23 protein-coding genes are annotated in these 23,677 nt (G+C 66.8%); 4 read left to right on the forward strand and 19 right to left on the reverse strand.

Annotation, left to right across the window (positions count from 1 at the left end; translation table 11 throughout):
- Positions 1-139: 139 nt before the first annotated feature.
- Both AC1Z3W_RS18895 and AC1Z3W_RS18900 read right to left on the reverse strand, forming a co-directional pair.
- Positions 140-649 carry a hypothetical protein gene (locus AC1Z3W_RS18895; RefSeq protein WP_057928163.1) on the reverse strand — a complete coding sequence of 170 codons (510 nt, stop codon included), beginning with the start codon at positions 647-649 and terminating at the stop codon, positions 140-142.
- 220 nt (positions 650-869) lie between these two features.
- The gene (locus tag AC1Z3W_RS18900) at positions 870-1,085 is read right to left on the reverse strand and encodes a DUF3820 family protein (RefSeq protein ID WP_057928232.1); all 216 of its coding nucleotides are present in this window, start codon (positions 1,083-1,085) and stop codon (positions 870-872) included.
- A 312-nt stretch (positions 1,086-1,397) separates the two neighbouring features.
- Between AC1Z3W_RS18900 and AC1Z3W_RS18905 the strand changes: the two genes are divergently transcribed.
- Positions 1,398-1,586, forward strand: coding sequence for a hypothetical protein (locus AC1Z3W_RS18905; protein WP_057928231.1), 189 nt, complete (start codon positions 1,398-1,400; stop codon positions 1,584-1,586).
- A gap of 256 nt (positions 1,587-1,842) precedes the next feature.
- Here the strand turns inward: AC1Z3W_RS18905 and yjfF are convergent, their stop codons facing one another.
- From yjfF to pqqD, 9 genes are all read right to left on the reverse strand, one after another.
- A complete protein-coding gene (yjfF, locus tag AC1Z3W_RS18910; RefSeq protein WP_057928162.1) occupies positions 1,843-2,952 on the reverse strand; it encodes a galactofuranose ABC transporter, permease protein YjfF in 1,110 nt (369 codons plus the stop codon).
- A complete protein-coding gene (locus tag AC1Z3W_RS18915) occupies positions 2,949-3,989 on the reverse strand; it encodes an ABC transporter permease (protein WP_483508235.1) in 1,041 nt (346 codons plus the stop codon). Before AC1Z3W_RS18915 ends, yjfF begins: the two co-directional genes overlap by 4 nt.
- Positions 3,986-5,500, reverse strand: a complete 1,515-nt coding sequence (locus AC1Z3W_RS18920) for a sugar ABC transporter ATP-binding protein (protein ID WP_483508236.1) — start codon at positions 5,498-5,500, stop codon at positions 3,986-3,988. Before AC1Z3W_RS18920 ends, AC1Z3W_RS18915 begins: the two co-directional genes overlap by 4 nt.
- Before the next feature lie 158 nt (positions 5,501-5,658).
- Positions 5,659-6,621, reverse strand: a complete 963-nt coding sequence (locus tag AC1Z3W_RS18925; RefSeq protein ID WP_124835267.1) for an ABC transporter substrate-binding protein — start codon at positions 6,619-6,621, stop codon at positions 5,659-5,661.
- Positions 6,622-6,846: 225 nt separating this feature from the next.
- Positions 6,847-7,170 carry a hypothetical protein gene (locus tag AC1Z3W_RS18930; protein WP_483508237.1) on the reverse strand — a complete coding sequence of 108 codons (324 nt, stop codon included), beginning with the start codon at positions 7,168-7,170 and terminating at the stop codon, positions 6,847-6,849.
- A gap of 332 nt (positions 7,171-7,502) precedes the next feature.
- Complete coding sequence (locus AC1Z3W_RS18935) at positions 7,503-7,727, reverse strand: hypothetical protein (RefSeq protein ID WP_057928156.1); 225 nt, start codon at positions 7,725-7,727, stop codon at positions 7,503-7,505.
- Positions 7,728-7,999: 272 nt separating this feature from the next.
- On the reverse strand, positions 8,000-8,203 hold the full coding sequence (locus AC1Z3W_RS18940; RefSeq protein ID WP_057928155.1) for a cold-shock protein: 204 nt from the start codon (positions 8,201-8,203) through the stop codon (positions 8,000-8,002).
- 606 nt (positions 8,204-8,809) lie between these two features.
- Positions 8,810-9,928: a pyrroloquinoline quinone biosynthesis protein PqqE gene (gene pqqE / locus AC1Z3W_RS18945; protein WP_124835270.1), complete on the reverse strand. Its 1,119-nt coding sequence runs from the start codon at positions 9,926-9,928 to the stop codon at positions 8,810-8,812.
- 7 nt (positions 9,929-9,935) lie between these two features.
- On the reverse strand, positions 9,936-10,217 hold the full coding sequence (gene pqqD, locus AC1Z3W_RS18950) for a pyrroloquinoline quinone biosynthesis peptide chaperone PqqD (protein WP_057928154.1): 282 nt from the start codon (positions 10,215-10,217) through the stop codon (positions 9,936-9,938).
- 119 nt (positions 10,218-10,336) lie between these two features.
- On the opposite strand from pqqD, the gene AC1Z3W_RS18955 reads away from it, so the two are divergent.
- Positions 10,337-11,389, forward strand: a complete 1,053-nt coding sequence (locus AC1Z3W_RS18955) for an RNA-guided endonuclease InsQ/TnpB family protein (RefSeq protein WP_483508238.1) — start codon at positions 10,337-10,339, stop codon at positions 11,387-11,389.
- 13 nt (positions 11,390-11,402) lie between these two features.
- Here AC1Z3W_RS18955 and pqqC read toward each other — a convergent pair whose 3' ends face one another.
- From pqqC to AC1Z3W_RS18975, 4 genes are all read right to left on the reverse strand, one after another.
- Positions 11,403-12,122 (reverse strand): pyrroloquinoline-quinone synthase PqqC, encoded by a 720-nt coding sequence (pqqC, locus tag AC1Z3W_RS18960; protein ID WP_057928153.1) that lies wholly within the window; start codon positions 12,120-12,122, stop codon positions 11,403-11,405.
- Positions 12,123-12,124: 2 nt separating this feature from the next.
- A complete protein-coding gene (gene pqqB, locus AC1Z3W_RS18965; RefSeq protein WP_483508239.1) occupies positions 12,125-13,048 on the reverse strand; it encodes a pyrroloquinoline quinone biosynthesis protein PqqB in 924 nt (307 codons plus the stop codon).
- A 64-nt stretch (positions 13,049-13,112) separates the two neighbouring features.
- Positions 13,113-13,187: a pyrroloquinoline quinone precursor peptide PqqA gene (gene pqqA, locus AC1Z3W_RS18970; protein ID WP_006410019.1), complete on the reverse strand. Its 75-nt coding sequence runs from the start codon at positions 13,185-13,187 to the stop codon at positions 13,113-13,115.
- A 292-nt stretch (positions 13,188-13,479) separates the two neighbouring features.
- Positions 13,480-15,504, reverse strand: coding sequence for a sigma-54-dependent Fis family transcriptional regulator (locus tag AC1Z3W_RS18975; protein WP_483508240.1), 2,025 nt, complete (start codon positions 15,502-15,504; stop codon positions 13,480-13,482).
- A 322-nt stretch (positions 15,505-15,826) separates the two neighbouring features.
- Here AC1Z3W_RS18975 and AC1Z3W_RS18980 point away from each other — a divergent pair, with 322 nt between their 5' ends.
- Positions 15,827-16,819, forward strand: coding sequence for an alpha/beta fold hydrolase (locus AC1Z3W_RS18980; protein ID WP_483508241.1), 993 nt, complete (start codon positions 15,827-15,829; stop codon positions 16,817-16,819).
- Here the strand turns inward: AC1Z3W_RS18980 and AC1Z3W_RS18985 are convergent.
- The 4 genes from AC1Z3W_RS18985 to AC1Z3W_RS19000 all read right to left on the reverse strand — a co-directional run bounded on the left by AC1Z3W_RS18985 (position 16,804) and on the right by AC1Z3W_RS19000 (position 21,235).
- Positions 16,804-19,104, reverse strand: coding sequence for a TonB-dependent receptor (locus AC1Z3W_RS18985; RefSeq protein WP_483508242.1), 2,301 nt, complete (start codon positions 19,102-19,104; stop codon positions 16,804-16,806). The two genes, AC1Z3W_RS18980 and AC1Z3W_RS18985, sit on opposite strands and share 16 nt — an antisense overlap.
- 97 nt (positions 19,105-19,201) lie before the next feature.
- Positions 19,202-19,633: an ExbD/TolR family protein gene (locus AC1Z3W_RS18990; RefSeq protein WP_057928150.1), complete on the reverse strand. Its 432-nt coding sequence runs from the start codon at positions 19,631-19,633 to the stop codon at positions 19,202-19,204.
- A complete protein-coding gene (locus AC1Z3W_RS18995; RefSeq protein WP_483508243.1) occupies positions 19,630-20,349 on the reverse strand; it encodes a MotA/TolQ/ExbB proton channel family protein in 720 nt (239 codons plus the stop codon). Before AC1Z3W_RS18995 ends, AC1Z3W_RS18990 begins: the two co-directional genes overlap by 4 nt.
- Before the next feature lie 10 nt (positions 20,350-20,359).
- The gene (locus tag AC1Z3W_RS19000) at positions 20,360-21,235 is read right to left on the reverse strand and encodes an energy transducer TonB (protein WP_483508244.1); all 876 of its coding nucleotides are present in this window, start codon (positions 21,233-21,235) and stop codon (positions 20,360-20,362) included.
- Positions 21,236-21,886: 651 nt separating this feature from the next.
- Here AC1Z3W_RS19000 and AC1Z3W_RS19005 point away from each other — a divergent pair.
- On the forward strand, positions 21,887-23,614 hold the full coding sequence (locus AC1Z3W_RS19005) for a methanol/ethanol family PQQ-dependent dehydrogenase (protein ID WP_057928147.1): 1,728 nt from the start codon (positions 21,887-21,889) through the stop codon (positions 23,612-23,614).
- Positions 23,615-23,677 lie beyond the last annotated feature (63 nt).

Raw genomic sequence — 23,677 nt, forward strand, 5'->3', positions numbered from 1 at the left:
CCGCGCGAACGATGCTGCAACGCCAAGGGCGGCCGCATCGACACGCAACGGCATGCCGTCCGTCACGGCAATGCGAACACGCGTCCGGCGAATCACGCCGATGAGCGCAGGTGTTCGTGTAGGGGCGGGTTTTCGCGTGTCAGGGAAAGATCGGCGTCGTGGGCTCGCCGCCCTCCAGGTCCGCCTTGGGAAAATGCTGCGCGACCATCTGCTCGATTTCCTGCTCTCGCAGTGGCGGCACGTCGGCCATGATCAGGATCTGACCTTCCCGGATGGCCTCACGAAAGCGCGCGAGTCGCACATTCGGCTCGGCAATGCCGATCATCGCGGCTGTCCACGCCCCGAAGCCCGCTCCGGCCACCGTCAATGCGACGACGGCACCGCCCGCAATCACGAGCTCCGCAGGGGGGAATACCAGCGCAACGAGGCCGATAAGCGCGCCTGTCGCGCCGCCGAGTGCGACGCCGCGCTCGAGCGCGTGCACGACATCGCTGCTTTGTAGCAAGGACGCTTCGGGCAACTGATCGAGCGTGACGCTGTGATCGGCGAGAACGTGAATATGGCGCCAGATGATGCGCGCGCGCAGCAAGTCATCGACGATCGCCTTCGCCATCTGCGTATCGGGTACGAGGAAATAAAGGCGTCTCATATTGGCACCCCTCTTTTGCCATCGGCTCATCCGCAACAGAACTTTTTCTATTCTATGTCAGCATCGGCCATGCGGTATCCGCACACATACGAGTGTCGGTGCCGTGATGCGCATGGATTCTTCGAACGTCCGATCCCGCCCCGATGCGGTGCGTTGGTTCAAACACGTGGACAGATGCGCTTGACAAGAGGCACGCTGCGTCAATGGCGGCTGGTCGGCACTATCCGCGTTTGCGCAGCGGCTCCAGCAGGCTCCTCAGGCCGTTGTGGTCGATCTCGTGCATCAGCGCGAGCTGCCGGCCGATTTCGCCGCGCGGAAACCCTTCGCGAGCCAGCCAATTGAGGTAAGGCCCGGGCAGGTCGGCAATGAGTCGACCCTTGTATTTTCCGAAGGGCATGGTGACGGTGACAAGGCATTCAAGGTCTGGGGCTCGCATGCGCGTATTGTGCACGGCTTTCCGCCCCCGCGCGCCGCGGCCCCACCGCGTGCTCACCGGTCCACGCCGGCCGACGGTCGTGAATCCGGCCCTTCACGGAAGGCCGAATCGAGAAGCCGATCCTGGCTGACGGCCGGAGTCGTGCCAGCGCTCCGATCGACTGACAAATACCGATGAACCGGTCGGAATGAAGCACCGACAATCGGCGCGGGAGTGCCTCCGACGGTGCCTCACGGAAGCGACTCGATAAACCGCCGCCCTCCTTCTTGCCTGCTAGACTGGAACTTCCCCCTGCAAACCATGGAGGGAATCATGATGTCCATCTACGTCGTGAAAACCGGTGAACAGTTCCTCTGCACTGCCGAGGACGGCGACATCGGGATGGCACCGGCCATTGAAGATGCCGCATCCTTTGGTTCGTATGACGAAGCGGAAAAAGCGGCCAGCATGCATGCCGACCCCGGCTACGAAATCGTGGCCGTCTGCGTGATCAGGCACTGAGCATCGATCCGCTGCTCGGTGCGGATGATGGTCTGCGTTTTCGATGCAAGTCGCCGTTCGACATCGTCGTCCATGCGACGACGACGGCGACTCCTCCTCGCCCCCGCAAACTGTCGATCGTCGGGATCCGGCTGCAGCAGGTGCTGCCCGACCTGTTCATCGCGCAGCGGATCGTCCGCACGATGCAAGGCGAGCTGGTCATGCCGAGCCGGCGGGGCGTCGGTACATCGTTCATGTTCCGGATCCGAGCGGAGAATCACGCCGAGCGCTGGGGACGCAACAGCCTGCGCAGCGTCGACCCCAGCGCCGCATCGTCTGACGGCGCAGCCGTCCTGACCGGCTCGGCTTCCTGCGTCCGCCGTTTCGGATCGAGCCCGGTGCCGCCGGTGCGCCGCCGCGCCGCATGCCGCTCGATGACCCGCTGCAACAGGCAGAACACGCACAGCAGCGCGCCGATCACGATCCGCGTCCACCACGAACTCAGCGTGCCGTCGAACGTGATCAGCACCTGGATCGTGCCGAGAATGCCGACGCCGAACACCGACCCGATCACGTAACCCACGCCGCCCGTGAGCAGCGTGCCGCCGATGACCGTCGCGGCGATCGCGTCGAGCTCCATCCCCTGCGCCTGCAGCCCGTAGCCGGACAGCACGTACAGCGTGAACACCACGCCGCCGAGCGCCGAACAGAAGCCGCTCAGCGCATACACGCCGACCTTCGTGCGCGCGACCGGCAGCCCCATCAGCAGCGCCGAGCGCTCGTTGCCGCCGATCGCATACACGTTGCGGCCGAAGCGCGTGAAATGCGCGACGTAGATGGCCGCGGCCAGCGTCGCGAGCGCGATCAGCGCACCCGCGCTCAGCATCCCGCCACCGATCGGCACGCTGATGCCCGCGAGCGCATGGAACGTCGGCTCGTTGATCGTGATCGACTGCGTCGTGATCAGGAAGCACGCGCCGCGCGCGAGAAACATCCCGGCCAGCGTGACGATGAACGGCTGCAGCCGGAAGTAATGGATCAGCGCGCCCATTGCCGCGCCGTACAGCGCGCCGAACACGAGCACCAGCGGCACGATCGCCCAGACGGGCCAGTGCAGCCGCTCCGCGCCGACCGCGCAGAAGATCGTTGTCAGCGCAACGACCGAGCCGACCGACAGGTCGATGCCGCCCGACACGATCACGAACGTCATCCCGATCGCGACGATCAGCAGGAACGCGTTGTCGACGAGCAGCCCGGTCAGCACCTGCATCGAGAAGAAGCCCGTATACATCACGGATCCGAAGCCGAACAGCGCGGCAAACAGCACGATCGTCACGACGATCGGCAGCGTGCGCGGGTCGGCGAGCCGTGCGAGGAATCGGTTCATCGGGGCGTCGCTCCGGTGGTGGCGCGCGAACGCGCGAAAGACAGCAGCCGCGACACGTGCCGGACCGCCAGCGCGCGCGCCGCGTCCGACTGGATCAGCGTCACGACGATCACGACGACCGCCTTCACGACGAGCGTCGCCTCCGGCGGCACGCCGATCGAATAGGTCGTGTAGGTGAGCGTCTGGATGATCAGCGCGCCGAGCACCGAGCCGGCGAGGCTGAAACGGCCGCCGAGCAGCGACGTGCCGCCGAGCGTCACCGCGAGGATCGCGTCGAGTTCGAGCAGCAGCCCCGCGTTGTTGCCGTCGGCGCTGCGCACGTTCGAACTCGCGAGGATACCCGCGAGCGCCGACATCACGCCGGAACACAGATACACGCCGAACACGACCGCCCCCGCGCGCAGCCCGACGAGCCGCGTCGCGACCGGGTTCACGCCGATCGCGCGGATGAACAGGCCGAGCGCGGTGCGATTCACCAGCAACGCGGTCGCCGCGATCGTCGCGATCGCGATCCAGACCGAGCACGGCACGGCCGCGAGATAGCCGCCGCCGAGCGCCAGGTAGCCGGGCGCGCCGATCGGGATGATCTGTCCGCCGGTCAGCAACTGCGCGATGCCGCGTCCGGCGACCATCAGGATCAGCGTCGCGATGATCGGCTGCATCCCGACGAACGCGACGAGCACGCCGTTCCATGCGCCGGCGAGCAGCCCGACGCCGAGCGCGGCCGCCAGCGCCGTGCCGAGCCGTGTCGGGTCGCCATCGAGCACGATCGCCGCGGCCGCGCCTGCGATCGCGACGATCGCGCCGACCGAGATGTCGATCCCGCGCGTGGCAATCACGAGCGTCATCCCGAGCGACACGATCACGAGCGGTGCCGCACGGTTCAGGATGTCGATGGGCGCGCCGAACAGGTGACCGTCGAGCAGCGAGATCGACAGGAAGCCCGGCCGATACGCGACGTCGAGCGCGAACAGCAGCGCGAGCGTCAGCACCGGCCATACGAGCGGGTGACGAAGCAAGGTGCGTAGCCGCATCACGACCGGCCTCCCGCGATCAGGTGGTACACATGTTCCTCCGATACATCGCCGCCGCTCAGTTCGGCGACCTTGCGACGGTCGCGCAGCACCGCGATCCGGTGGCTCACGCGCACGACTTCGCTGATCTCCGACGAGATGAACAGGATCGCGAGACCCTGCGCACACAGCGCGAGCACGCGCTCCATGATGTCGAATTTCGCGGCGACGTCGATGCCGCGCGTCGGCTCGTCGAGGATCAGCAGCTTCGGTTCCGTCGCGAGCCAGCGCGCGAGCAGCACCTTCTGCTGGTTGCCGCCCGACAGCAGCCCGATCGGCTGCTCCGCGTCGCGCGCCTTGATGCCGAGCCGCGCGATGTACGTGTCGGCGAGCTCGCGCTGGCGCGCGCGGCTGATCAGCCGCCACCAGCCGCGCCGCGCCTGCAGCGCGAGGACGATGTTCTCGCGGATCGACAGCGCGGCGACGATCCCCTCCTTCTTGCGATCTTCCGGGCAATACGCGATTCCGTTGCGGACCGCGTCGTGCGGCGACGCGAGCCGCGTGCGCGCGCCGTCGATCTCGATCGCGCCGGTGTCGGTGCGCTCGGCCGCGAACGCCAGCCGCGCGGTCTCCGTGCGCCCCGAGCCGAGCAGCCCGGCCAGCCCGACGATTTCGCCGGGCCGCACGTCGAGGTCGAGCGGGCTCATCATCCCGCGCCGGCCGACCTGTTGCATCGACAGGAACGGCGCGGCCGCACCGGCATCGTGCTGCACGGCCGCCGCGCCGGCCTGCAGCGTGCCGGACATCGGCTCGCGGCCGGTCATCTTCGCGACCAGCAGGTCGACCGGCAGGTCGCGCGCGAGATACTCGCCTTCGCGCTCGCCATTGCGCATCACGGTGATCCGATCGGATACCGCATAGGTCTGTTCGAGAAAGTGCGTGACGAACAGGATCGCGATGCCCGACGCCTTCAGCCGGCGCAGCACGCCGAAGAGCCGCGCAACCTCGCCATCGTCGAGGCTCGACGTCGGCTCGTCGAGGATCAGCACGCGCGCGTCGACCGATACGGCCCGTGCGATCGCAACCATCTGCTGCACCGCGATCGGATACGCGTCGAGCGAGCGCGTGACGTCGAGCGACAGATCGAGCTCGGCGAGCGCATCGCGCGCGCGTGCATGGATCGTCTTCCAGTCGATCGCGCCGCGCCGCATCGGCTGCCGGCCCGCGAAGATGTTCTCGGCGACCGACAGGTTCGCGCACAGGTTCACTTCCTGGTACAGCGTCTGGATCCCGGCCGCCTCGGCCTCGCGCGGCGCGGCGAAGCGCACCGGCGCGCCGCCGACGCGAATCTCGCCCGCATCGTGCGCATGCACGCCGGTCAGCACGTTGATCAGCGTCGACTTGCCCGCGCCGTTCTGGCCCATCAGGGTATGGATTTCGCCCGGAAACAGCCGGAAGTTCACGCGCTGCAGCGCGTGGACACCCGGAAACGCCTTGTCGATGCCGATCATCTCGACCACCGGCGGATTCGTCATGGATCACCCTCGCTTCGAAGCGGTTGCCGGGCGGCGGCAGCCGTGCCGCCGCCCGCGTCCGTCGAGACTCTCAAGAAAGCGCCGGGCCGCCCCAGGTTTTCCTCCCCGCAGGAAGTCCCCTTGGGGGCCTGACGCGAAGCGCCAGGTTTCGGGCGCGCTCAGTACTTGCGGGTCGGCAGCACCTGCGCCGCGACGTTCATCGGGAACACCGTCTCGTTCGTAACGATACGCTTCGGCAGCTGCTTGCCGGCGACCACGTCCTTCACCGCTGTCATCAGCTGCGGGCCGAGCAGCGGGCTGCATTCGACGTCGACGTTGATCTTGCCGGCGACCATCGCCTGGAAGCCGCCCTTGGTCGCGTCGAACGACACGACGCTCACGTCCTTGCCAGGCTTGATGCCGGCCTCCTCCATCGCCTGGATCGCGCCGAGCGCCATGTCGTCGTTGTGCGCGTAGACAACGTTGATCTGCTTGCCGTAGGACTTCGCGAACGCTTCCATCACCTGCTTGCCGCCCGCGAGCGTGAAGTCGCCGCTTTGCGACGCGATCACCTTGAACTTCGGATTGTTCTTGATCACCTCGAGCAGGCCCGCGCGGCGGTCGTTGGCCGGCGCGGAGCCGACCGTGCCCTGCAGCTCGACGATGTTGATCGGGCCCGGGTCGTTCTTGTAGCGCTCTTCCAGCCAGTGGCCGGCGCGCCGCCCTTCCTCGAGGAAGTCGGAGCCGATCATCGTCACGTACAGCGACGGATCCTTCACGTCGACGCCGCGATCGGTCAGGATCACCGGGATATGCGCGGCCTTCGCTTCGGTCAGCACCGGCTCCCAGCCCGACTCGACCACCGGTGAGAACGCGATCACGTCGACCTTCTGCGCAATGAACGAGCGGATCGCGCGAATCTGGTTCTCCTGCTTCTGCTGCGCGTCCGAGAATTTCAGGTTGATGCCGGCGTCCTTCGCCGCGCTCTTCACCGACACGGTGTTCGCGGTGCGCCACGCGCTCTCCGCGCCGACCTGCGAGAACCCGAGCGTGATCGGCTTTTGCTGCGCGTGCGCGCCGGTGGCCAGCACCGTCGCCGCCGCGACGATCGCGCCGGCCGCCAGCTTCCTGATGAATGTCATGGTCCGTCTCCGATGATGTCGTTGTATGCCGCGGCGCCGGCCTGGCGCGGTGCCGTGCTGCGCTGTTGTGGTTCTGCGTGGCGCGGGCGCGGTTCGGGGCGGCGCCGGCCGGCGCTTGCGGCCAGCCCGGTTTGTACACCCCGGATCAGTCTAGAAACAAGTCCGATAACCTTCCAATGAAATATTGGATTGAAGCGATATCGGTATCGGCATACGTATAAACACCTAAGCGGGCGACGTGTCGTCGGATGATTGGCCGGCGTGCGCGGCCTCGATCAGCGTCACCCCCGTTTCCATCTTCGTCTGGCCCATCCGCTTCGACGTCAACCGCGCATCGACGAGGCTCACGACCACCAGGTCGAGCGACGGGACGACCACCGCGTACTGGCCGAGATGGCCGTCGGCCCAGAAAGCAGGCCGCGACAGCATCGCGTCGCGGGCGCGCGCGCCGCTCGCGGATGCGCTCGTCCACCACAGGTAGCCGTATCCGCCTATGTCGGCCGATTCCGCGGGGCGCGCCGCCCCGCACGCAACACCCTGGCCAATCAAGCATTCGAAGCGAGCCGAAGCGACCGTGGCAACGCGACACGACGCTCGACCGGTAGCCCCGAACGCGGCCGGCGCCCTCGCAGCGATCGCGCAACGACCGCCAACCCGCATCACGGGCGCCCATGCGTGAGCGGAGCAAAACCTTTATTCATTGCATCCCGTTCCTCGCGCGGATCGCCCCGCGCCAGGACCAGGTCAGCAAGCAGCAGGCGCAGGCCCAACTCGCGAAGGCGCGCGGCGACTTCGCGAGCGGCGCTACCGGCCCGAGGCGATGGCGCTCGGGTCGAACTGTGCCATGGATCGCTGGCGCTCCCGCCTGCAGGACGTTGCCGTTAACCGCGCGTGTCGATCCAGTTGCGTGCCCAGCGTGCCGAGTGCTGCAGCGCCTGTCTTTCACTCGGAAAGTAATCCAGCGAATAGAACTGATAGCGGCCTTCGGCACATGAACTCCCGCTGCGTTCGAGCAGCAGGTTGGATGAAAAACTACCGTCGGGCAAGCGATGTGCCGAGGGTTGGACGGCATAGCCGTTGTACTGTTGAATTCGTTTGTTTTGCATTTCTAATTTTAATGAGATTTGAGTGCGCGCGTGCCGTGCGAAATACGCACCGATTCAAAGCCATTGCGAGCTGAATCTAAAGCAGTCGGAAAGCGCAAAAAAGGCGTTGCTGCCGGAGGGGGAGAGTGAAGTGCAACGAGGCATGTGGCGCGTGGCAAGCTGCTGAATAAACAGATGCAGCCAAGAGCGATCGCGCCAACTTTAGGAGACAACGCTCCGTGAGGGTGTCGCTGCGACCCGGCGTCCGTCGCGGAAAGCCGGGCCCTTCAAACTTACAGCGGCTTGATGTTGGCCGCTTGCAGCCCCTTCGGGCCTTGCTTCGTTTCGAAGCTCACTTTCTGATTTTCAGCGAGCGTCTTGAAGCCGTCAGTCCGGATTTCGGAGAAATGAGCGAAAAGGTCGTCACCGCCCTTGTCCGGAGTGATGAAGCCAAAGCCTTTGCTGTCGTTGAACCACTTGACGATACCGGTATCCATGAGGAATCCTTGATGAAAAAATAAGAAGATCTGCTCTGTTGAAGAGCGCTTGAAGCGTCAAGGAGGGAGAGGACAACGAATACCGCTGGGGGGAGCGAGAAATTGATGAACAGCAATCGGACTTCTTGGACTTCGACGCACACACTAACTGCCGGGAACGGCGGAGTCAATGCTTATCTTGTAACTGTGTCACCAGGCAGCCGGTTTTGACGTCGAGGCGATGTGGCCCCTACTCGCTTCGCGGTACGTTGCGGCCCGTCGCGTCGGCCAGGCCTGTCTCGCATTGCCTCCTCGTTCGCAGGGCCATGACGCGTCGCTCGCTACCCGCAACGTAGAACCGATCAACGTCGGCCGCTACAGGCTGCCGGCGCCGACGTCGCGATTCGCCGACTATCCGTAAGCGCGATGCTGCGACCATGCAGCGACACAGCGGCGCTTCGGTCGGGTCGATGCCGATACCGGTCGATGCTCCTCGAGGCCGGGATGCTCGCGGCGCTGGAAGTGCGCCGCGCGCCGAGGGGGCTGCGGGTGGATGAGGCGGCATTCGTCGCGTTGCTGGAGCAGGTGGCGCGAAAATAACGCGCCACGCGCCGGAATCGGCGATGCTCAACGCATCATCGAATTGGCGACACTCCGGAAAACCAGCGGATGCTCGTCCTGTCGCCCTGCCCGTCGCGCGAATTGCACCGCCTGTTCGACGCGGCCGTGATGCGCGGACTTCGCGCAGACGGGATCGGCCTCCGCCGGGTCGCCCGCCAGCATGTACGCCTGGCAGCGGCACCCGCCGTGATCCGTATGCCGCTCGTCGCACGTGCGACACGGTTCGCGCATCCAGCCGTCGCCGCGAAACGCGTTGAATGCGTCGCTGTCGTACCAGATCTCCTTCAGCGACTGGTCGCGCACGTTCGGCAGCACGAGGCCGGGCAGCGAGCGCGCGGCATGACACGGCAACGCCGTGCCGTCCGGCGCGACGCCGAGGAACACCGAGCCCCAGCCGTTCATGCAGGCCTTCGGCCGCTGCTCGAAGTAGTCGGGCACGACGAACAGGATCTTGCAGCGTTCGCCGACGAGCTTCCGGTAGCGGTTGACCGTCTCCTCGGCTTCGCGCAGCTGTTCGGCGGTCGGCATCAGCTGGTCGCGATTGAGCATCGCCCAGCCGTAGTACTGCGTATTCGCAAGCTCGAGAAAATCCGCGCCGAGGTCGAGCGCCATCTCGATGATCTGGCCGACGTGCGGCAAGTTGTACCGGTGCAGCACGCAGTTCAGCACCATCGGATAGCCGTGCGACTTGATCAGCCGTCCGACGCCGCGCTTGAGGTCGAAGGTGCGCGTGCTGGTCAGGAAATCGTTCAGCTCGCGCGTCGAATCCTGCAGCGACAACTGGATATGATCGAGCCCGGCCGCCTTGAGCCGGTCGATGCGCGCCGCATTCAGGCCCACGCCCGACGTGATCAGGTTGGTATAGAAGCCCAGCGACCGCGCATGCTCGACCAGCACCTCCAGGTCGCCTCGCTGCAGCGGCTCGCCGCCGGAAAACCCGATCTGCGCGGCGCCGAGCGCGCGCGCGTCGCTGATCACCGTGCGCCATGCGTCGGTATCGAGCTCGGCGCCGTGCGTCGCGAAATCGACCGGGTTGTAGCAGAACGCGCAGTGCAGCGGACAGCGGTACGTGAGCTCGGCGAGCAGCCACAACGGCGCGGACGGCCGGTTCGGAGGAGGTGTCATGTCCATGTCAGTCGAGCCAGCCGCGCAGTCGCGCATGATCGAGGAAGCGGTAGACGTCCGACGCGAGGTCCGACGTGCTGAACAGCCGCTCGAGTTCGTCGATGATGTCGTCGAGCTCGCGCGTGCCGTCGCAGCGCGCGAGGATCTCGCCCGCGCTCGGGTTGAGCCGGACCATGCCTTCCGGATACAGCAGCACGTACGCATCCTGGGCCGCCTCCCACTGCAGGCGGTACATGCCCCTCAGCGAGGGGCGCAGCGGCACGCCGCTGACGGCGTCGTTGGTGTTCATTACGAATTGCTCCGAGAAAACCCGTCATTTCCCCCAAGGGGACTTCCTTCGGGGCGGATGGCGAGAGGGAAAGGAGTGCTGTTGACAGGCAGCTTCTTCCATGGGTTAGGATCACCGGTATGATTCTTGTCTACCGCTACCGGGTGAAGTCGCTCAACGGACTCCTGAACAAACAGAGCCGTGCGGTGAACACCGTCTGGAACTTTTGCAACGATACGCAGAAGCACGCGCTCAAGTGGAGCAAGAAGTGGCCGACTGGCTTCGATCTGAACGTGCTGACCACCGACAGCAGCAAGGCACTCGGCATTCACTCCGGTACGGTCAACGCAACGTGCGAGCAATACGCGAAGTCGCGCAGTCAGCATCGACGCCCGCACCTGCGCTATCGCGGCAGGAAATCGCTTGGCTGGGTGCCGCTGAAGGGCCGTGACCTGAAGCGCGAGGGCGACGCGTTCCGTTTCGCCGGCAATACCTTTCGCGTATTCAACAGCCGCCCACTTCCTGAAGGCAAGATCAAGGACGGAACCAACTTCGCACAGGACGCGCGCGGTAACTGGTTTCTCAACATCGTGATCGAGATGCCCGATGTTCAGGCTCGCCCGATCCGTTCGGGTGTCGGTATCGATCTCGGCCTGAAAGACTTCGCCACACTTTCGACCGGCGAAAAGCTGCCTAACGATCGGTTCGGCCGGCGCGCGGCCGAGAAGCTGACGAAAGCTCAACGAGCGAGAAAGCACAAGCGGCACATCGCGAAGCTGCACGCCAAGGTGGCGAATGCCCGTGCCGATTTCCAACACAAGCTCGCGCTCGATCTGGTGCGGCGCTTCGATTACATCGCGGTCGGCAACGTGTCGGCCGCGAAGCTCGCCAGAACCAGGATGGCGAAGAGCGTGTACGACGCATCCTGGTCGTCCTTCCGAAACAAGCTCCGTTACAAAGCGATCGCGCACGGGGCCACGTTCGAGGAAGTCGACGAAAGCGGTTCCACCCAGTCCTGTTCGGCGTGCGGGTCGAAAGACAGCACGACGCGGCCGAAAGGTATCGCGGGACTGCGAATGAGAGAGTGGGCCTGCAGTGACTGTGGTGTCGAGCATGATCGAGATACCAACGCTGCCGTGAACATTCTCCGATGCGGACGTGCATCGCCAGGTGTGGGAATCCCCCGCCTTTAGGCGGGAGAGGACGTCAAACGGGATACGCCTTTTCAATCGCATCGAGAATCGACCACAGCACATCCAGCTTGAACGACAGGATGTCGAGCGCGCGCCGTTGCGCGTCCGGTGTCGTGAAATGGTTGAGCGTCACCGCGAGCCCATGCTCGACGTCGCGCTGCGCGAGCGGCACGCGGCTGCGGAAATACTGCAGCCCGTCCGCCTCGATCCACGGATAGTGGGACGGCCAGCCCGCGAGCCGGTCGAGGTGGATCTGCGGCGCGAACATCTCGGTCAGCGACGAGCACACGGCTTCCTGCCATGGCGCGTGCCGCGCGAAATTGACGTACGCATCGACCGCGAACCGCACGCCGGGCAGCACGTGCGCGAGCGACCACAGTTCGGCGCGCTCGATGCCGACCGCCTCGCCGAGCCGCGCCCACGCCTCGATCCCGCCGTCCTGATCGCCGTGACCGTCGTGGTCGAGAATCCGCTCGACCCACAGCCTGCGCGTGTCGCGGTCGGGGCAGTTGGACAGGATCGCCGCGTCCTTCAGCGGAATGCTGACCTGGTAGTAGAAGCGGTTCGCGACCCAGCCGCGGATCTGCGCCGGCGAGCATGCGCCGCTATTCAGGCGCCGGTTGAACGGATGGTGGATGTGGTAGCGCGATTCGAGCGCGCGCAGGCGCGCTTCGAACTCCTGCGCACTCCAGGGCGTCGCGTGCAGTGCCGCGGCGGGAATCGGTGCGTTCATGGTCAGACCTCGAATTGCATGCCGTCGTGTGCGACCTCGATGCCGTGCTCGCGCAACTGCGCGCGCTGCACGGAACCGGGGTCGAGAATCGGATTCGTGTTGTTGATGTGCGTGAGGACCTTGCGCGTGCGCGCCGGCAGCAGCCGCAGCCGGTCAATCATCCCCGGCCGCGCCGCGTCGCCGCACTGCGCGAGATGGCCCATGTCGGCCGCGTGCTTCGACGACAGGCCGAGGTCGATCATCTCCGTGCCGGTCCAGAACGTGCCGTCCACCAGCACGAGATCGGCGTCGCGCATCGCGGCGCGCACGCCTTCATCGATGTCGGCCAGACCCGGTGCATAGAAGGCCCGGCGGCCAGTCGTCGCATCTTCGATCAGGAGTGCGATGTTGTCTCCCTGCACGGCCGCCTCGCGCCGCGGCGAATATGGCGGCGGCTTGCTGTCGACCGGCACCGCGGTGAAGCGAATGCCGGCGGCACCCGGGATCGCGAACGATTCGCCCGGCACGATCGGGTGCACGTCGACGCCGCAGTAGTGGCCGAGCAGCGGCACGAGCGGCAGCCCCGTCGACAAATCGTCGAGCACCGGCGCGCTCGCGTACAGCGGCAGCGGCGACGTGCGCTCGCGCAGCATCAGCAGGCCCGTCACGTGATCGATCTGCGCGTCGCACAGCACGACGGCGACGATCGCGCTGTCGCGGATCGCGCGGGCCGGCTGCAGGTCGGGATCGGCGCGCAGTTGCGCGAGAATGTCCGGCGACGCGTTCACCAGCACCCAGTCGATGCCGTCGCCGCTGATGGCGATCGACGATTGCGTGCGCGGCACGATGCCGTCGGTGCCAGCCCGCGCGCGACGGCAATTGCCGCAGTTGCAGTTCCATTGCGGCAATCCGCCGCCGGCGCCCGAGCCGAGTATCTTGATCTTCATCTGCGTATGCTCCCGCTGCCGCCCGCATCGTGTCCGTCGATGCGGGCGGCACTGCGCGCGTCGATCAGCGGTTGGCGATGTACATCGTGATTTCGAAGCCGAAACGCAGGTCCGTATAAGCGGGGGTGGTCCATTGCATGATGTGTCTCCTTGTTGAGTAGGTGAGTCGATAAAACCGCATCGATCGAGCGGCCGATACCCATTCAGCAAGGAGCGTGCCGGGGCCGGATTTGCGGCGCGCGGCGGCACGCGAGGGCATGCGGCAGCCGCCGGGTGGTTATCGCACCGGCATTCTTTCGATTCTCATGCGTGAATATTTCAAAAGCCTTCTGACGAAGGCTCGCGGCATGCGCGGTCGGTTGAGCAAGTGTTGAATCCCTGAACACCGGGTGTTGCAACCTGACACACCCGTGTGACAGTCGCGCCCGCCATCAGGGTTCGTCCGGCTCCAGCGCATCCGGCTCGGCAGCCGGCATCTTGCGGTAGATCGTGTTGCGCGACACACCGAGCGCACGTGCGGCGGCCGACACGTTGCCGCCATGGCGCGCGAGCGCGGCCGCAATCGCGGACGCGGCCACGTCCTGCAACCGCGCATCGCCGGCCGCGGCCGTGGCTGTGGCTGGGGCCGCGAACGCAGGCGCTTCCGCGGCGAGCGGCGGCGCACCGGCGCCCTGCGCAGACGGCCCGTCGTCGCGCCGCACGTCGTCGAAGAAATCGTCCGGCAAATGCTCGCAGCGGATCTCGCAGTCGTCGTCGACCATCGCGGCGGCCGTGCGCAGCAGGTTCGCGAGCTGCCGGAAGTTGCCCGGCCACGCGCAGCGTTCGAACAGCGCCATCACGTCGGGCGCGACGCTCAGCGGCCGGCGCCCGGGCCCCGACAGCGTTTCCCGCTGCAGCATCTTCTGGACGACCACCGCGAGGTCCGTGCGGTCGCGCAGCGGCGGCAGCCGCACCACGAGGCCGTTGAGCCGGTAATAGAGATCCTCGCGAAAGCGGTTCTGCGCAATCATGTCGCGCAGGTCGCGGTGCGTCGCGCAGATGATCGCGATATCCACGCCGATCGCCTTCGTCGAGCCGAGCGGGTTGACGATGCGCTCCTGCAGCACGCGCAGCAGCCGCACCTGCAGCGGATACGGCATGTCGCCGATTTCGTCGAGAAACAGCGTGCCGCCGTTGGCCTGCAGCAGCTTGCCGGTCGCGCCCTTGCGGCGTGCGCCCGTAAAAGCGCCCTCCTCGTAGCCGAACAGCTCGGATTCGATCAGCGTTTCCGGAATCGACGCACAGTTGACCGCGACGAACGGCCCGTCGCGGCGCGGCGAGTCGTTGTGGATCGCCTGCGCGAGCAATTCCTTGCCGGTCCCGGTCTCGCCGGTGATCAGCACCGGAATGTCCTTGCCGATCACCTTGCGGACCTTCGCGATCACCGCCGCAACCTGCGGATCGCCGGTGTCGAGATAGCTGAGCCGCGACAGGCTCGCCGCGCTTTGCGCGGCAGGCGGCCGCGCGGCCGGCGCGGCGCCGTCATGCACGTCCGCCGGGCGGCTGCCCTCGGCCCGCGACGCGCGCCGGAACTGCACGCGCGCGCAGACCACCGCGCCATTGCCGAGGTTCAGCGACACGTGCGGCTCGGTGCTCGCACGCATCCGGTCGATCAGTTGCGCGCTCGTCACGTCGAACAGCGACGCGAGCGTATGCGCGCGCAGCGCGGCAAGCGGCATCCCGAGCTGGAACTGCGCGCTGCGGTTGGCCGACAGGAAGCGGCCGTCCGCGGTGAACGCGACGATCCCTTCCATCAATGTGCCGAGGAATTCGGGGCGGCCGTGGAACGATACCTGCAGCGTCTCCTGGAAGGTCGTCGTGAACAGGTGGTTCTCGATCATCTGCACCGACATCTTCGCGAGCGCCATCGTGTGCTGGTGATAGCTGCGGTGGTCGCCCGTCACGTCGAGCACGCCGATCGCGTCGCCGTACGGATCGAGAATCGGCACGCTCGAGCACGTCAGGAAATGATTCGCGGCCAGGAAATGCTGGTCGCCGTGCACGACCATCGGGCACAGCTCCGCGAGCGCGGTCCCGATCGCGTTGGTGCCTTGCCGGCTCTCCGCCCAGTTCGCGCCGGGGCGCAGCGCGACCCGTTCCGCGCGCCGCAGGAAGTCGTCGTCGCCGATCGAATGCAGGATCAATCCTTCCGCATCGGTCAGCACGATCATGCTTTGCGTATTGACGATCTGCTCGTGCAGCGTCTCCATCACGGGCATTGCATGCACGCACAGCACGCGATTCTGCTCGCGCTTGAGCGCCAGCGCGGCGCCGGACAGCAGGTCGTAGTCGGGACGTGCCGACGCCTGCAGGCCGAACGTCTCGGACCGCTCATGGGACTTCTGGATCGTCGGCGTCGGCCAGCCGGGCGCATGCGTGGCCCGTGCGTTGGCCGTCGGATGAACGTCATCGCGCATTGTCTCCTCCGGGGATCCTCCGGTCGGTGCCGGACTCTTTGTGCTGAATCAAGCAAACTTCGGGCCACGCTGCCGGCGATACCCGTTCCGATTGCCGGGTATCGTTGCGTCGACACCAATCGAAAGCAAAATGCAAGAAACAGACGGCCGCATGCGAAGCGACGGCTGCGGACGTCATATCGCGAAGCCGCCCGCCGCCGCTACCCGGTTGATCCCGATCGTCGTCGCTGGCGCGATTCTGGCTTTGATGTGGATCAAGCCCCGGTCTGTCCGCGCTTTCCGTCGTACCCGGCCGTTACCCCGTTCTCGATACTCCGACGCCATGACGCACCGACTGCTTCGCTCCGTTTCCGCTCCGCGGCCCGCCCTGTCCCGCGACGCATGCCGGATCGCGTGGACGGAAGCCGGCAACCCGCTCGGCCAGCCCGTCGTCGTGCTGCACGGCGGCCCCGGCAGCGGCAGCCGGCCGGCGGTACTGCACCTGTTCGACCTGACGCGCATGCGCGTCGTGCTGGTCGACCAGCGCGGCGCGGGTGCGTCGACGCCGCGCGGCGGCCTGCGTCACAACAACACGATGCGGCTGATCGGCGACCTCGACGCGCTGCGCGCGCAGCTCGGCATCGCACGCTGGGGAGTCGTCGGCGGATCGTGGGGCGCGGCGCTCGCACTCGCGTATGCGGGACACCATCCGTCGCGCGTGACCGGCGTCGTGCTGCGCGGGTTGTTTCTCACGTCGTCGCGCGAAGTGCGCGGCCTGTTCGTCGGCAAGCGGGCGCGAGCGCCGAGGGCATGGCAGCGCCTCGTGGCCGCCGCCGGCACCCCACGTGCCGAGCGCCTGATCGCCTGCTGCGCGCGGCATCTCCAGCCGGGTGCCGGCGCCGCGCGGCAACGCGCGGTCGCGCTCGCGTGGAATGCGTACGAAGACGCGATTCTGACCGGGCGGCCGGCACGCGATGCAAGACCGACCCAACCCGCCATCGAGCGACTGATCGACAAGTACCGGATCCAGGCGCATTACCTGCAACGCAATTGCTGGCTCGGCGAGCATCGGCTGCTCGCGCTGGCGCGACAGGCCGCGCAAGCCGGCGTGCCGCTGCATGCCGTGCACGGCACGCACGACCGCGTGTGCCCGGTCGACAACGTCGACCGCCTTGCGCGCGCGGTGCCGGGCGCCATCATTGAACGCGTGCGGGCCGGGCATCTCGCGAGCGACGATGCGCTCGCCCATGGCGTCGCTCGTGCGGTGCGCGAGATGCTGGCCGCCGCCGCAGACGCACCACCGCATGCCGAATCGCCCGCTCAGTCCCACGCATAGCGCGCGCCGATCCACGCGCCGCGCGGCGCGCCCGGCCCGACGAACTGCTCGTTGACGGGGTTGATTCCGTCGAACGCATGATTCGGACCGTTGAAGAAATTCTGGCCGAGCATCCCGAAGCTCGCGTAGCGCTTGTCGAGCAGGTTGGTGATCGACGCGAACAGTTGCAGGTGCTTCGTGACCTGCCAGGTCGTGTCGAGGTCGATCAGGAAATAGCCGGGAATCCGGCCGTTCACGTCCTGGTTGTTTTCGTCGCCGCGCGCGAACACGCCGCTGCGATACGTGATGTTGGTGCCGACGTTCCACTTCGGCGTCGCCGCATAGTCGAGCCGCAGCTTCACGGTGCTCGACGGAATCCCCGGAATGCGGTCGCCGGAGCGCACGACGATGTTGCCGTGCGCATCGGCGCTCGAATTGCTCGCACTGCTTTCGGTCCACGTCGAACGATAGGTGGCGTCGACGTAGCTGTAGCTGACGCCGATCCCGACCGGCCCGAGCCGCGTATGGCCCGCGAGCTCGAAGCCTTGCCGGCGCGTCTTGCCGACGTTCTGGAAATAGCCGAGCGTGCTCACGCCGCCGTTGCTGCTGATGAACTGGATGTCGTCGTCGAGCGTCGTGTCGTAGACGGCCGCGCTCCACGTCGTCGCCTGGCCAGCGCGGCCGCGCGCGCCGAGTTCGATCGTCTTCGCGATCACGGGCTTGAGCGCCGGGTCGGCGAGAAAGTCGTTCGGCAACGAGCACGGCGCGGCCGGATCGGCGCACGCGAGCTCGATCGCGGTCGGCGAGCGCATGCCTTCGTTGTACGTCGCATACGCCGTGAACCCCGGCACCGGATTCCACGTGACCCCGACGGCCGGATTGAACCGCGAGAACGTATGGCGCGCGGTGAGCAGCGGCTGCACGCCGCTCACGTCTTCGATCGCCGAGCGCGACCAGTTGTAGCGCCCGGCCAGCGTCAGCGACCATTGCCGCGTGAGCGCCAGCGTGTCGTCGAAATAGACGCCGTAGTTCGCGTTGCGCGTCTTCGCGCGCGTCGTCTGCGTGAAGTCGCCAAGGCCGACCGTCGCGCGCGTATCCGTGAATGCCGCCTCCTGCGACGACTGGTCGAAACCCGAGTTCGCGAGATCGGCCGATGCGCCCACGACGAACTGGTTGTCCATGCCGGCGAGCTTGCCGAGCAGCGTCAGCTGCAGGTTCGCCCCGTAGCTGTCGGTCGTGATCACCGAGCGATCGTTGGTCGCCTGCACGGTGTCCGTGGCGCCGCTGGCGTCGACGCTGCCGAAATCGTCGTTCACGTTGCTGCTGACGTTGGTGTTGCGGTAGTGCCGGTAATACACGTTGCCGCTGAGTTGCACGTGGTCGTTGAACGAATGGTCGCCCGATACGGTGACGTACGCGGCGCTGTTGCGATTCAGGTCGGGATAGGTATAGGCCTGCGCGCGATTGTCGAGAAACGAGCGCGGAATCGTCTGCGTGCCTTGCAGCGAGTTGTCCGCGCCGCCGGCCGAGATCGACAGCGTCGTATCGGCGTCCGTGTAGCGCAGCTTGCCGAATCCCTGCCGTACGCGGCTGCCGTTGTGATCGGCCCAGCCGTTGTCGTTCGTGACGTTGCCCGTCACGTAGTAGTCGAGGTGGCTGCCGATCCGCCCGCCCTGCTCGAGCTGCGCGGTCTTGCGGCCCCACGAGCCGACCGACACCTGCGCGGCGCCGCCGGGGCTCGTCTTGCCGTTCTTCGTCGTGATCGCGAGCGCGCCGCCGAGCGTGTTGAGCCCGTAGGTCGGATTCGAACCGGGGATCAGCTGCATCGTGTCGATCGCTGCTTGCGGGATGAGATCCCAGTTCACGACGTCGCCGAACGGCTCGTTGACGCGCACCCCGTCGACGAACACCGACAGCCCCTGCGGCGTGCCGACGACCGGCGACGCCGTGAAGCCGCGGTAGTTCACGTCGGTCTGGTACGGGTTGCCCTGGGCTTCGTTGATGTCGACGCTCGACACGTTCTTCTCGAAGTAGTCGGTCAATACGCTGCCGTGCTGACGCGCGACGTCCTCGCCGCGAATCGTCTGGACGTTGGCCGGCACGCGCGACAGCGGCGTGCCGATCCCGAGCAGCGGCGTCGTGCCGACCACGACGATCGGCGCGAGCGTCGGCGCATCGGCGTTGCCTGCCGGTGCGACCTGGGCGGATGCGGGCGTCAGCCAACCGCCGAGCATGCCGCCGAAGCACAGCGTGACGCCCGCACGCCGGGCGACGAAGCGGCGCTTCGCCACATCGGTTTCCTTCATTTCCATGTCTCCTCTTTTCTTGTCGTGATGTGCTGATTTTGTTATGTCGTTATCCGAATCGATCCATGCGCGGCCGTCACTGCGGACTTCGATTGCCTCATGGCGCCGCCGCACCGGCGTCGCCGTCCGCCGTCGCGATCGCGACGTGCGCGACACGCGCGCGTCCGATCGACGCGATGACGGCGGCGACCGCGCCGAACGACTCGTTGCGATCCGCGTGCAGGCTCACGCTCGTCTGAGGATCGTGCGCGACGCGGCGTGCCAGCACGGCTTCGACCTCGGCCGGTGTGGTCGGCTCGCCGTCGACCCGGACCGCACCGTGCGCGTCGACGGTCACGGTGACGGCCGATGCACGCGTGTCGCGCGCAGGCGCGGCCGCCTTCGGCAGGTCGATGCGGATCGCATGCGTCATCAGCGGCGCGGCGACCATGAAGATCACCAGCAACACGAGGACGACGTCGACGAGCGGCGTCACGTTGATCTCGCCGAGCGGTTCGCCCGCGTCGGCTTCGCGATAGTCCAGCTTCATACGGCCGCCCGGCGCACGCCGCCCGCGCTGCTCGCTGCCGGCAGCGCGGCATGCACCGGCGCATCGAGCCGGAACCGTCGCGCTTCGGCCAGCGCGATCAGGTCCTGCCCGAACTCGTCGAGGCCGGCCGTCACGGTCTTGAGCCGTCGCAGGAACAGGTTGTAAGCGAGCACCGCCGGAATCGCGACGCCAATGCCGATCCCGGTTGCGACCAGTGCCTGGCCGATCGGTCCCGCGATTGCGTCGATGCCGTTCGTGGCCGACGCCGTCATCGACTGCAACGTGTGGACGATGCCGAATACGGTGCCGAACAACCCGACGAACGGCGCGACGTTCGCGATCGACGCGAGCACCGTGAGCCCACGTTCGAGCGGCTGCTGCGCGCGCCGGATCTCGCGGGCGAGCGTGCGTTCGAGCAGCTCGCGGCGATCCCACGCGACCAGCGTGGCCGGTGCGTTCGGCTCGGGCGCGTCGAGATCGCGCAACGCGACGCACACGGCGCGCTGCAGGCGCGCGTTCAGGCTGGCGGCCACATCGTCGTCCGTCGGCATCGACAGTGCCGTGCGATCGCCGTGACGCTCGGCAAAGCGTCGGTTGCCGAGCGCGACGCGCACGTACAGCAGCGCCTTGACGGCGATCAGCGTCCAGGTGAACGCCGACAGCACGGCAAGAAGCGCAAACGCGCCGACGACCGCATAGTGGATGTAATCTGACATGACGGATTCCTTAGTTTCCGAGTTTGAACACGACCGGCACCCTGACCCAGCCATCGATCGATTCCGCGCCGCGTTTCGCCGGCACGAAGCGCCAGTCCGTGACCGCCGCGACGGCCGCATCGTCGAGCGCGTCGTGTCCGCTGCTGGCCGACAGCAGAACCTGGTCCGGCCGGCCGCTCGCGAGCACATGCACGTTCAGGAACGTCGTGCCCTCCCAGCCGCGCCGCTGCGCGACGTCCGGGTATTCGGGTGCGGGGTTGTGCAGGTAGGACGCCGCGAAGCGCGGCGCGGTGACGGGTTCGGACGCGGCCGGGGATGGCGCGGCCGGGGCCGCCTGAGCAGGCACCGTCGCGGCATCGGTGGGTGTCTGTCCCGTCGCTGCCGGTGCCGAAGCCTGCGCGGTTCGCGGACCTTCATCGCCCGGCTTCGTCACGACGGTTGCGGCCGCGGGCACGCGTGAGAGTGCCGCATGGCCGTCCTGACGAGACGCCGTCACGCTCGGTCGAACCTCCCGATGCGTGACCGTCTCGCGGCTCGCAGGCGAACGCACATGCGGTGGCGGAACCGGTGTCGCGATATCCACGCGGCGATGCACGCCCGGCGCGGCGACACGCGCGGATTCGCTCGCGTCCACCTCGACGGCGAGCGCGCGCGGCAGCGTCGAAGCCGCATCTGGCATCCATGCATGCCAGAGCGCAACCACGATGACCGCATGGACGGCGAATATCGTCAGCGCGATGGCCTGCAGCGGTTCGCGTGTACGCGCAGCCCGTGATGCCTCGATCGTTGCCGCATACGGGCCGGCAGGCGCGATGCCGCAGGCGAGCGCGGCCACGCGCCGGCGATCGGACCTGCGAATGGCATCGGACGAAATCGGGACATGCATGGCGGTCTCTCGCTGCGCGGAATCATTCCCGTTTCGAACGGCAAGAAGCATGCCGATGCGTGCAACACCCGGCCGCCCGCCGATCGAAGCCGCCGCGCGTCGACGCGTGAGCGCGCATCTGTTGCAGTTCGTGCCAACGCTGTTGCATCTGTGTCAATTTGGATCAGCGGTACGGTGTTCTTGCCGCCGCGCGCGTGCCCGTCGCTCGAAACGGCGAGTCCTCGCGCTTCCTTGTATACGCACGCCGCCTGCGCCGATCGCACCAGACCGCACGCTATTCACTCGCTCCGTCGAAGACGATCACCTGCCCTCGATCACACGTCGGCACGTTCGCGAACACATAAATGGATGGCTGCCGCGATTCGTTGGACACCGCGTCACGCCCGCGACGCCCCGCCCCTACCCCGCACTGTCATGTTTCGCAACACTGCGCCCGCCGTTGTCCCCGAACGCAACACACGCGGATCACCCGCGCTGCGTCGCGCGTATCGCGGCAACCTGCGCAATCGGCCGCTGCGCCTTGCGCGGCAAGCCTCGCATCGCAGTGGCATGCGATTTGCGTGAATGGCTGCGCACTGGACCCGGATCCCCACCCTGCCGGCCCGGCCATGTGTTGGCCGCGGTGCGACCACAATGACTCAGGAGACAACCATGAAAAAACTCTCGGCTTCGACGAGCCGACTGGCAACGATCGGAATCGCGGCAGCCGCCGCCATCGCCTTGAATCCCGGCCTCGTGGACGCTGCCGCGGATTATCCGGCCGTCACGTACCAGCGGCTCACCGATGCGCAGCGCGATCCGGGCTGGCTCACCTACTACCGCACCTACAACGGTCAGGCGCACTCGCCGCTCAAGCAGATCGACCCGTCGAACGTGAAGCAGCTCACGCAGGCGTGGAGCTACAAGTTTCCGGCCGAGCTGAAACAGGGCTTCGAAGCCACGCCGATCATCAACGGCCGCTACCTGTTCGTGACCACGCCGAAGGACAACGTGTACGCGTTCGATGCGGCCACCGGCGCGCAGCTGTGGAAATACGAGCCGAAGCTCGGTGCGGAATCGTTCAAGACAGCCTGCTGCGACGTCGTGAACCGCGGCGTCGCGCTGTACGGCAAGAACGTCTACGTCGCGATGCTGAGCGGCGAAGTGGCCGCGCTCGACGCGCAGACCGGCGCGCTCGTATGGAAGAAGCAGATGTTCGAACCGGGGCTCGGCTACGCGTTCTCGCTCGCGCCGCTCGCGATCGACGGCGCGATCGTGGTCGGCAGCTCGGGCGGCGAATACGGCGCGCGCGGCTTCATCGCCGCGCTCAGCCCGAACGACGGCAAGCTGCTGTGGAAGCGCTTCACGATCCCCGGCCAGGGCGAGAAGCACGCCGATACGTGGCCCGACGGGATGCAGGCGCACGGCGGCGCACCGGCCTGGCTGACCGGCACCTACGACGCGGCGACGCGCACGCTGTACTGGGGCGTCGGCAACCCGGGGCCGTGGCTCGCGGACCTGCGCCCGGGCGACAACCTGTACTCCGATTCGCTGCTCGCGCTGGACCCGAAGAACGGCGACCTCAAGTGGCACTACCAGTACACGAAGCACGACACCTGGGACTATGACGGCGTCAACACGCCGGTGCTCGCGACGATCAAGTACAAGGGCAAGGAACACGACGCGATCATCCATGCGGACCGCAACGGCTACTTCCACGCGATCGATCGCGACACCGGCAAGCTGATCTACGCGGAGCCGTTCGTGAGAGCGACGTCGGTCACCGGCTACACGGAAGACGGCGCGCCGATCCAGGATCCCGCGAAGTATCCGAAGGTCGGCACGACGATCGACACGTGTCCGAGCTTCCTCGGCGGCAAGAACTGGTGGTCCGTGTCGTACGACCCCGAACGCCATCTCGCGATCGTGCCGTCGCTGCATGCGTGCATGAGCCTGTCGGGCAAGTCGGTCAACTACATGGAAGGGCTGCCGTATCTCGGCGAAGGCTTCGAGATCAAGCCCGAGCCGGGCAGCGAAGGCTATGGCGAGCTCCAGGCGATCGACGTCAACACCGGCAAGAAGGTGTGGAGTCACTGGAGCAAGCTGCCGTGGAACGGCGGCGTCGCGACGACCGCGAGCGGCCTCGCGTTCAGCGGCTCGCTCGACGGTCACCTGTACGCGTTCGACGTAACCAGCGGCAAGGTGCTGTGGGAGAGCCCGAAGCTCGCGAGCGGGATCATCGCGCAGCCGTCGGTGTTTGAAGTCGACGGCAAGGAGTACGTAGCGGTACTCGCCGGCTACGGCGGCGCGAACCCGATCTGGGGCGGCCCGATGGCCAAGGCGGCGGACGACGTGCCGCGCGGCGGCACGCTGTACGTGTTCGCCCTCGACCGCGGCTGATCTCAATCCGGTCAACCGCATTGCGCCCGCGCCGCCGGCGCGGGCGCGCCCTCCTCTTTCCAA

Source organism: Burkholderia sp. 10_S31, from assembly GCF_056930375.1.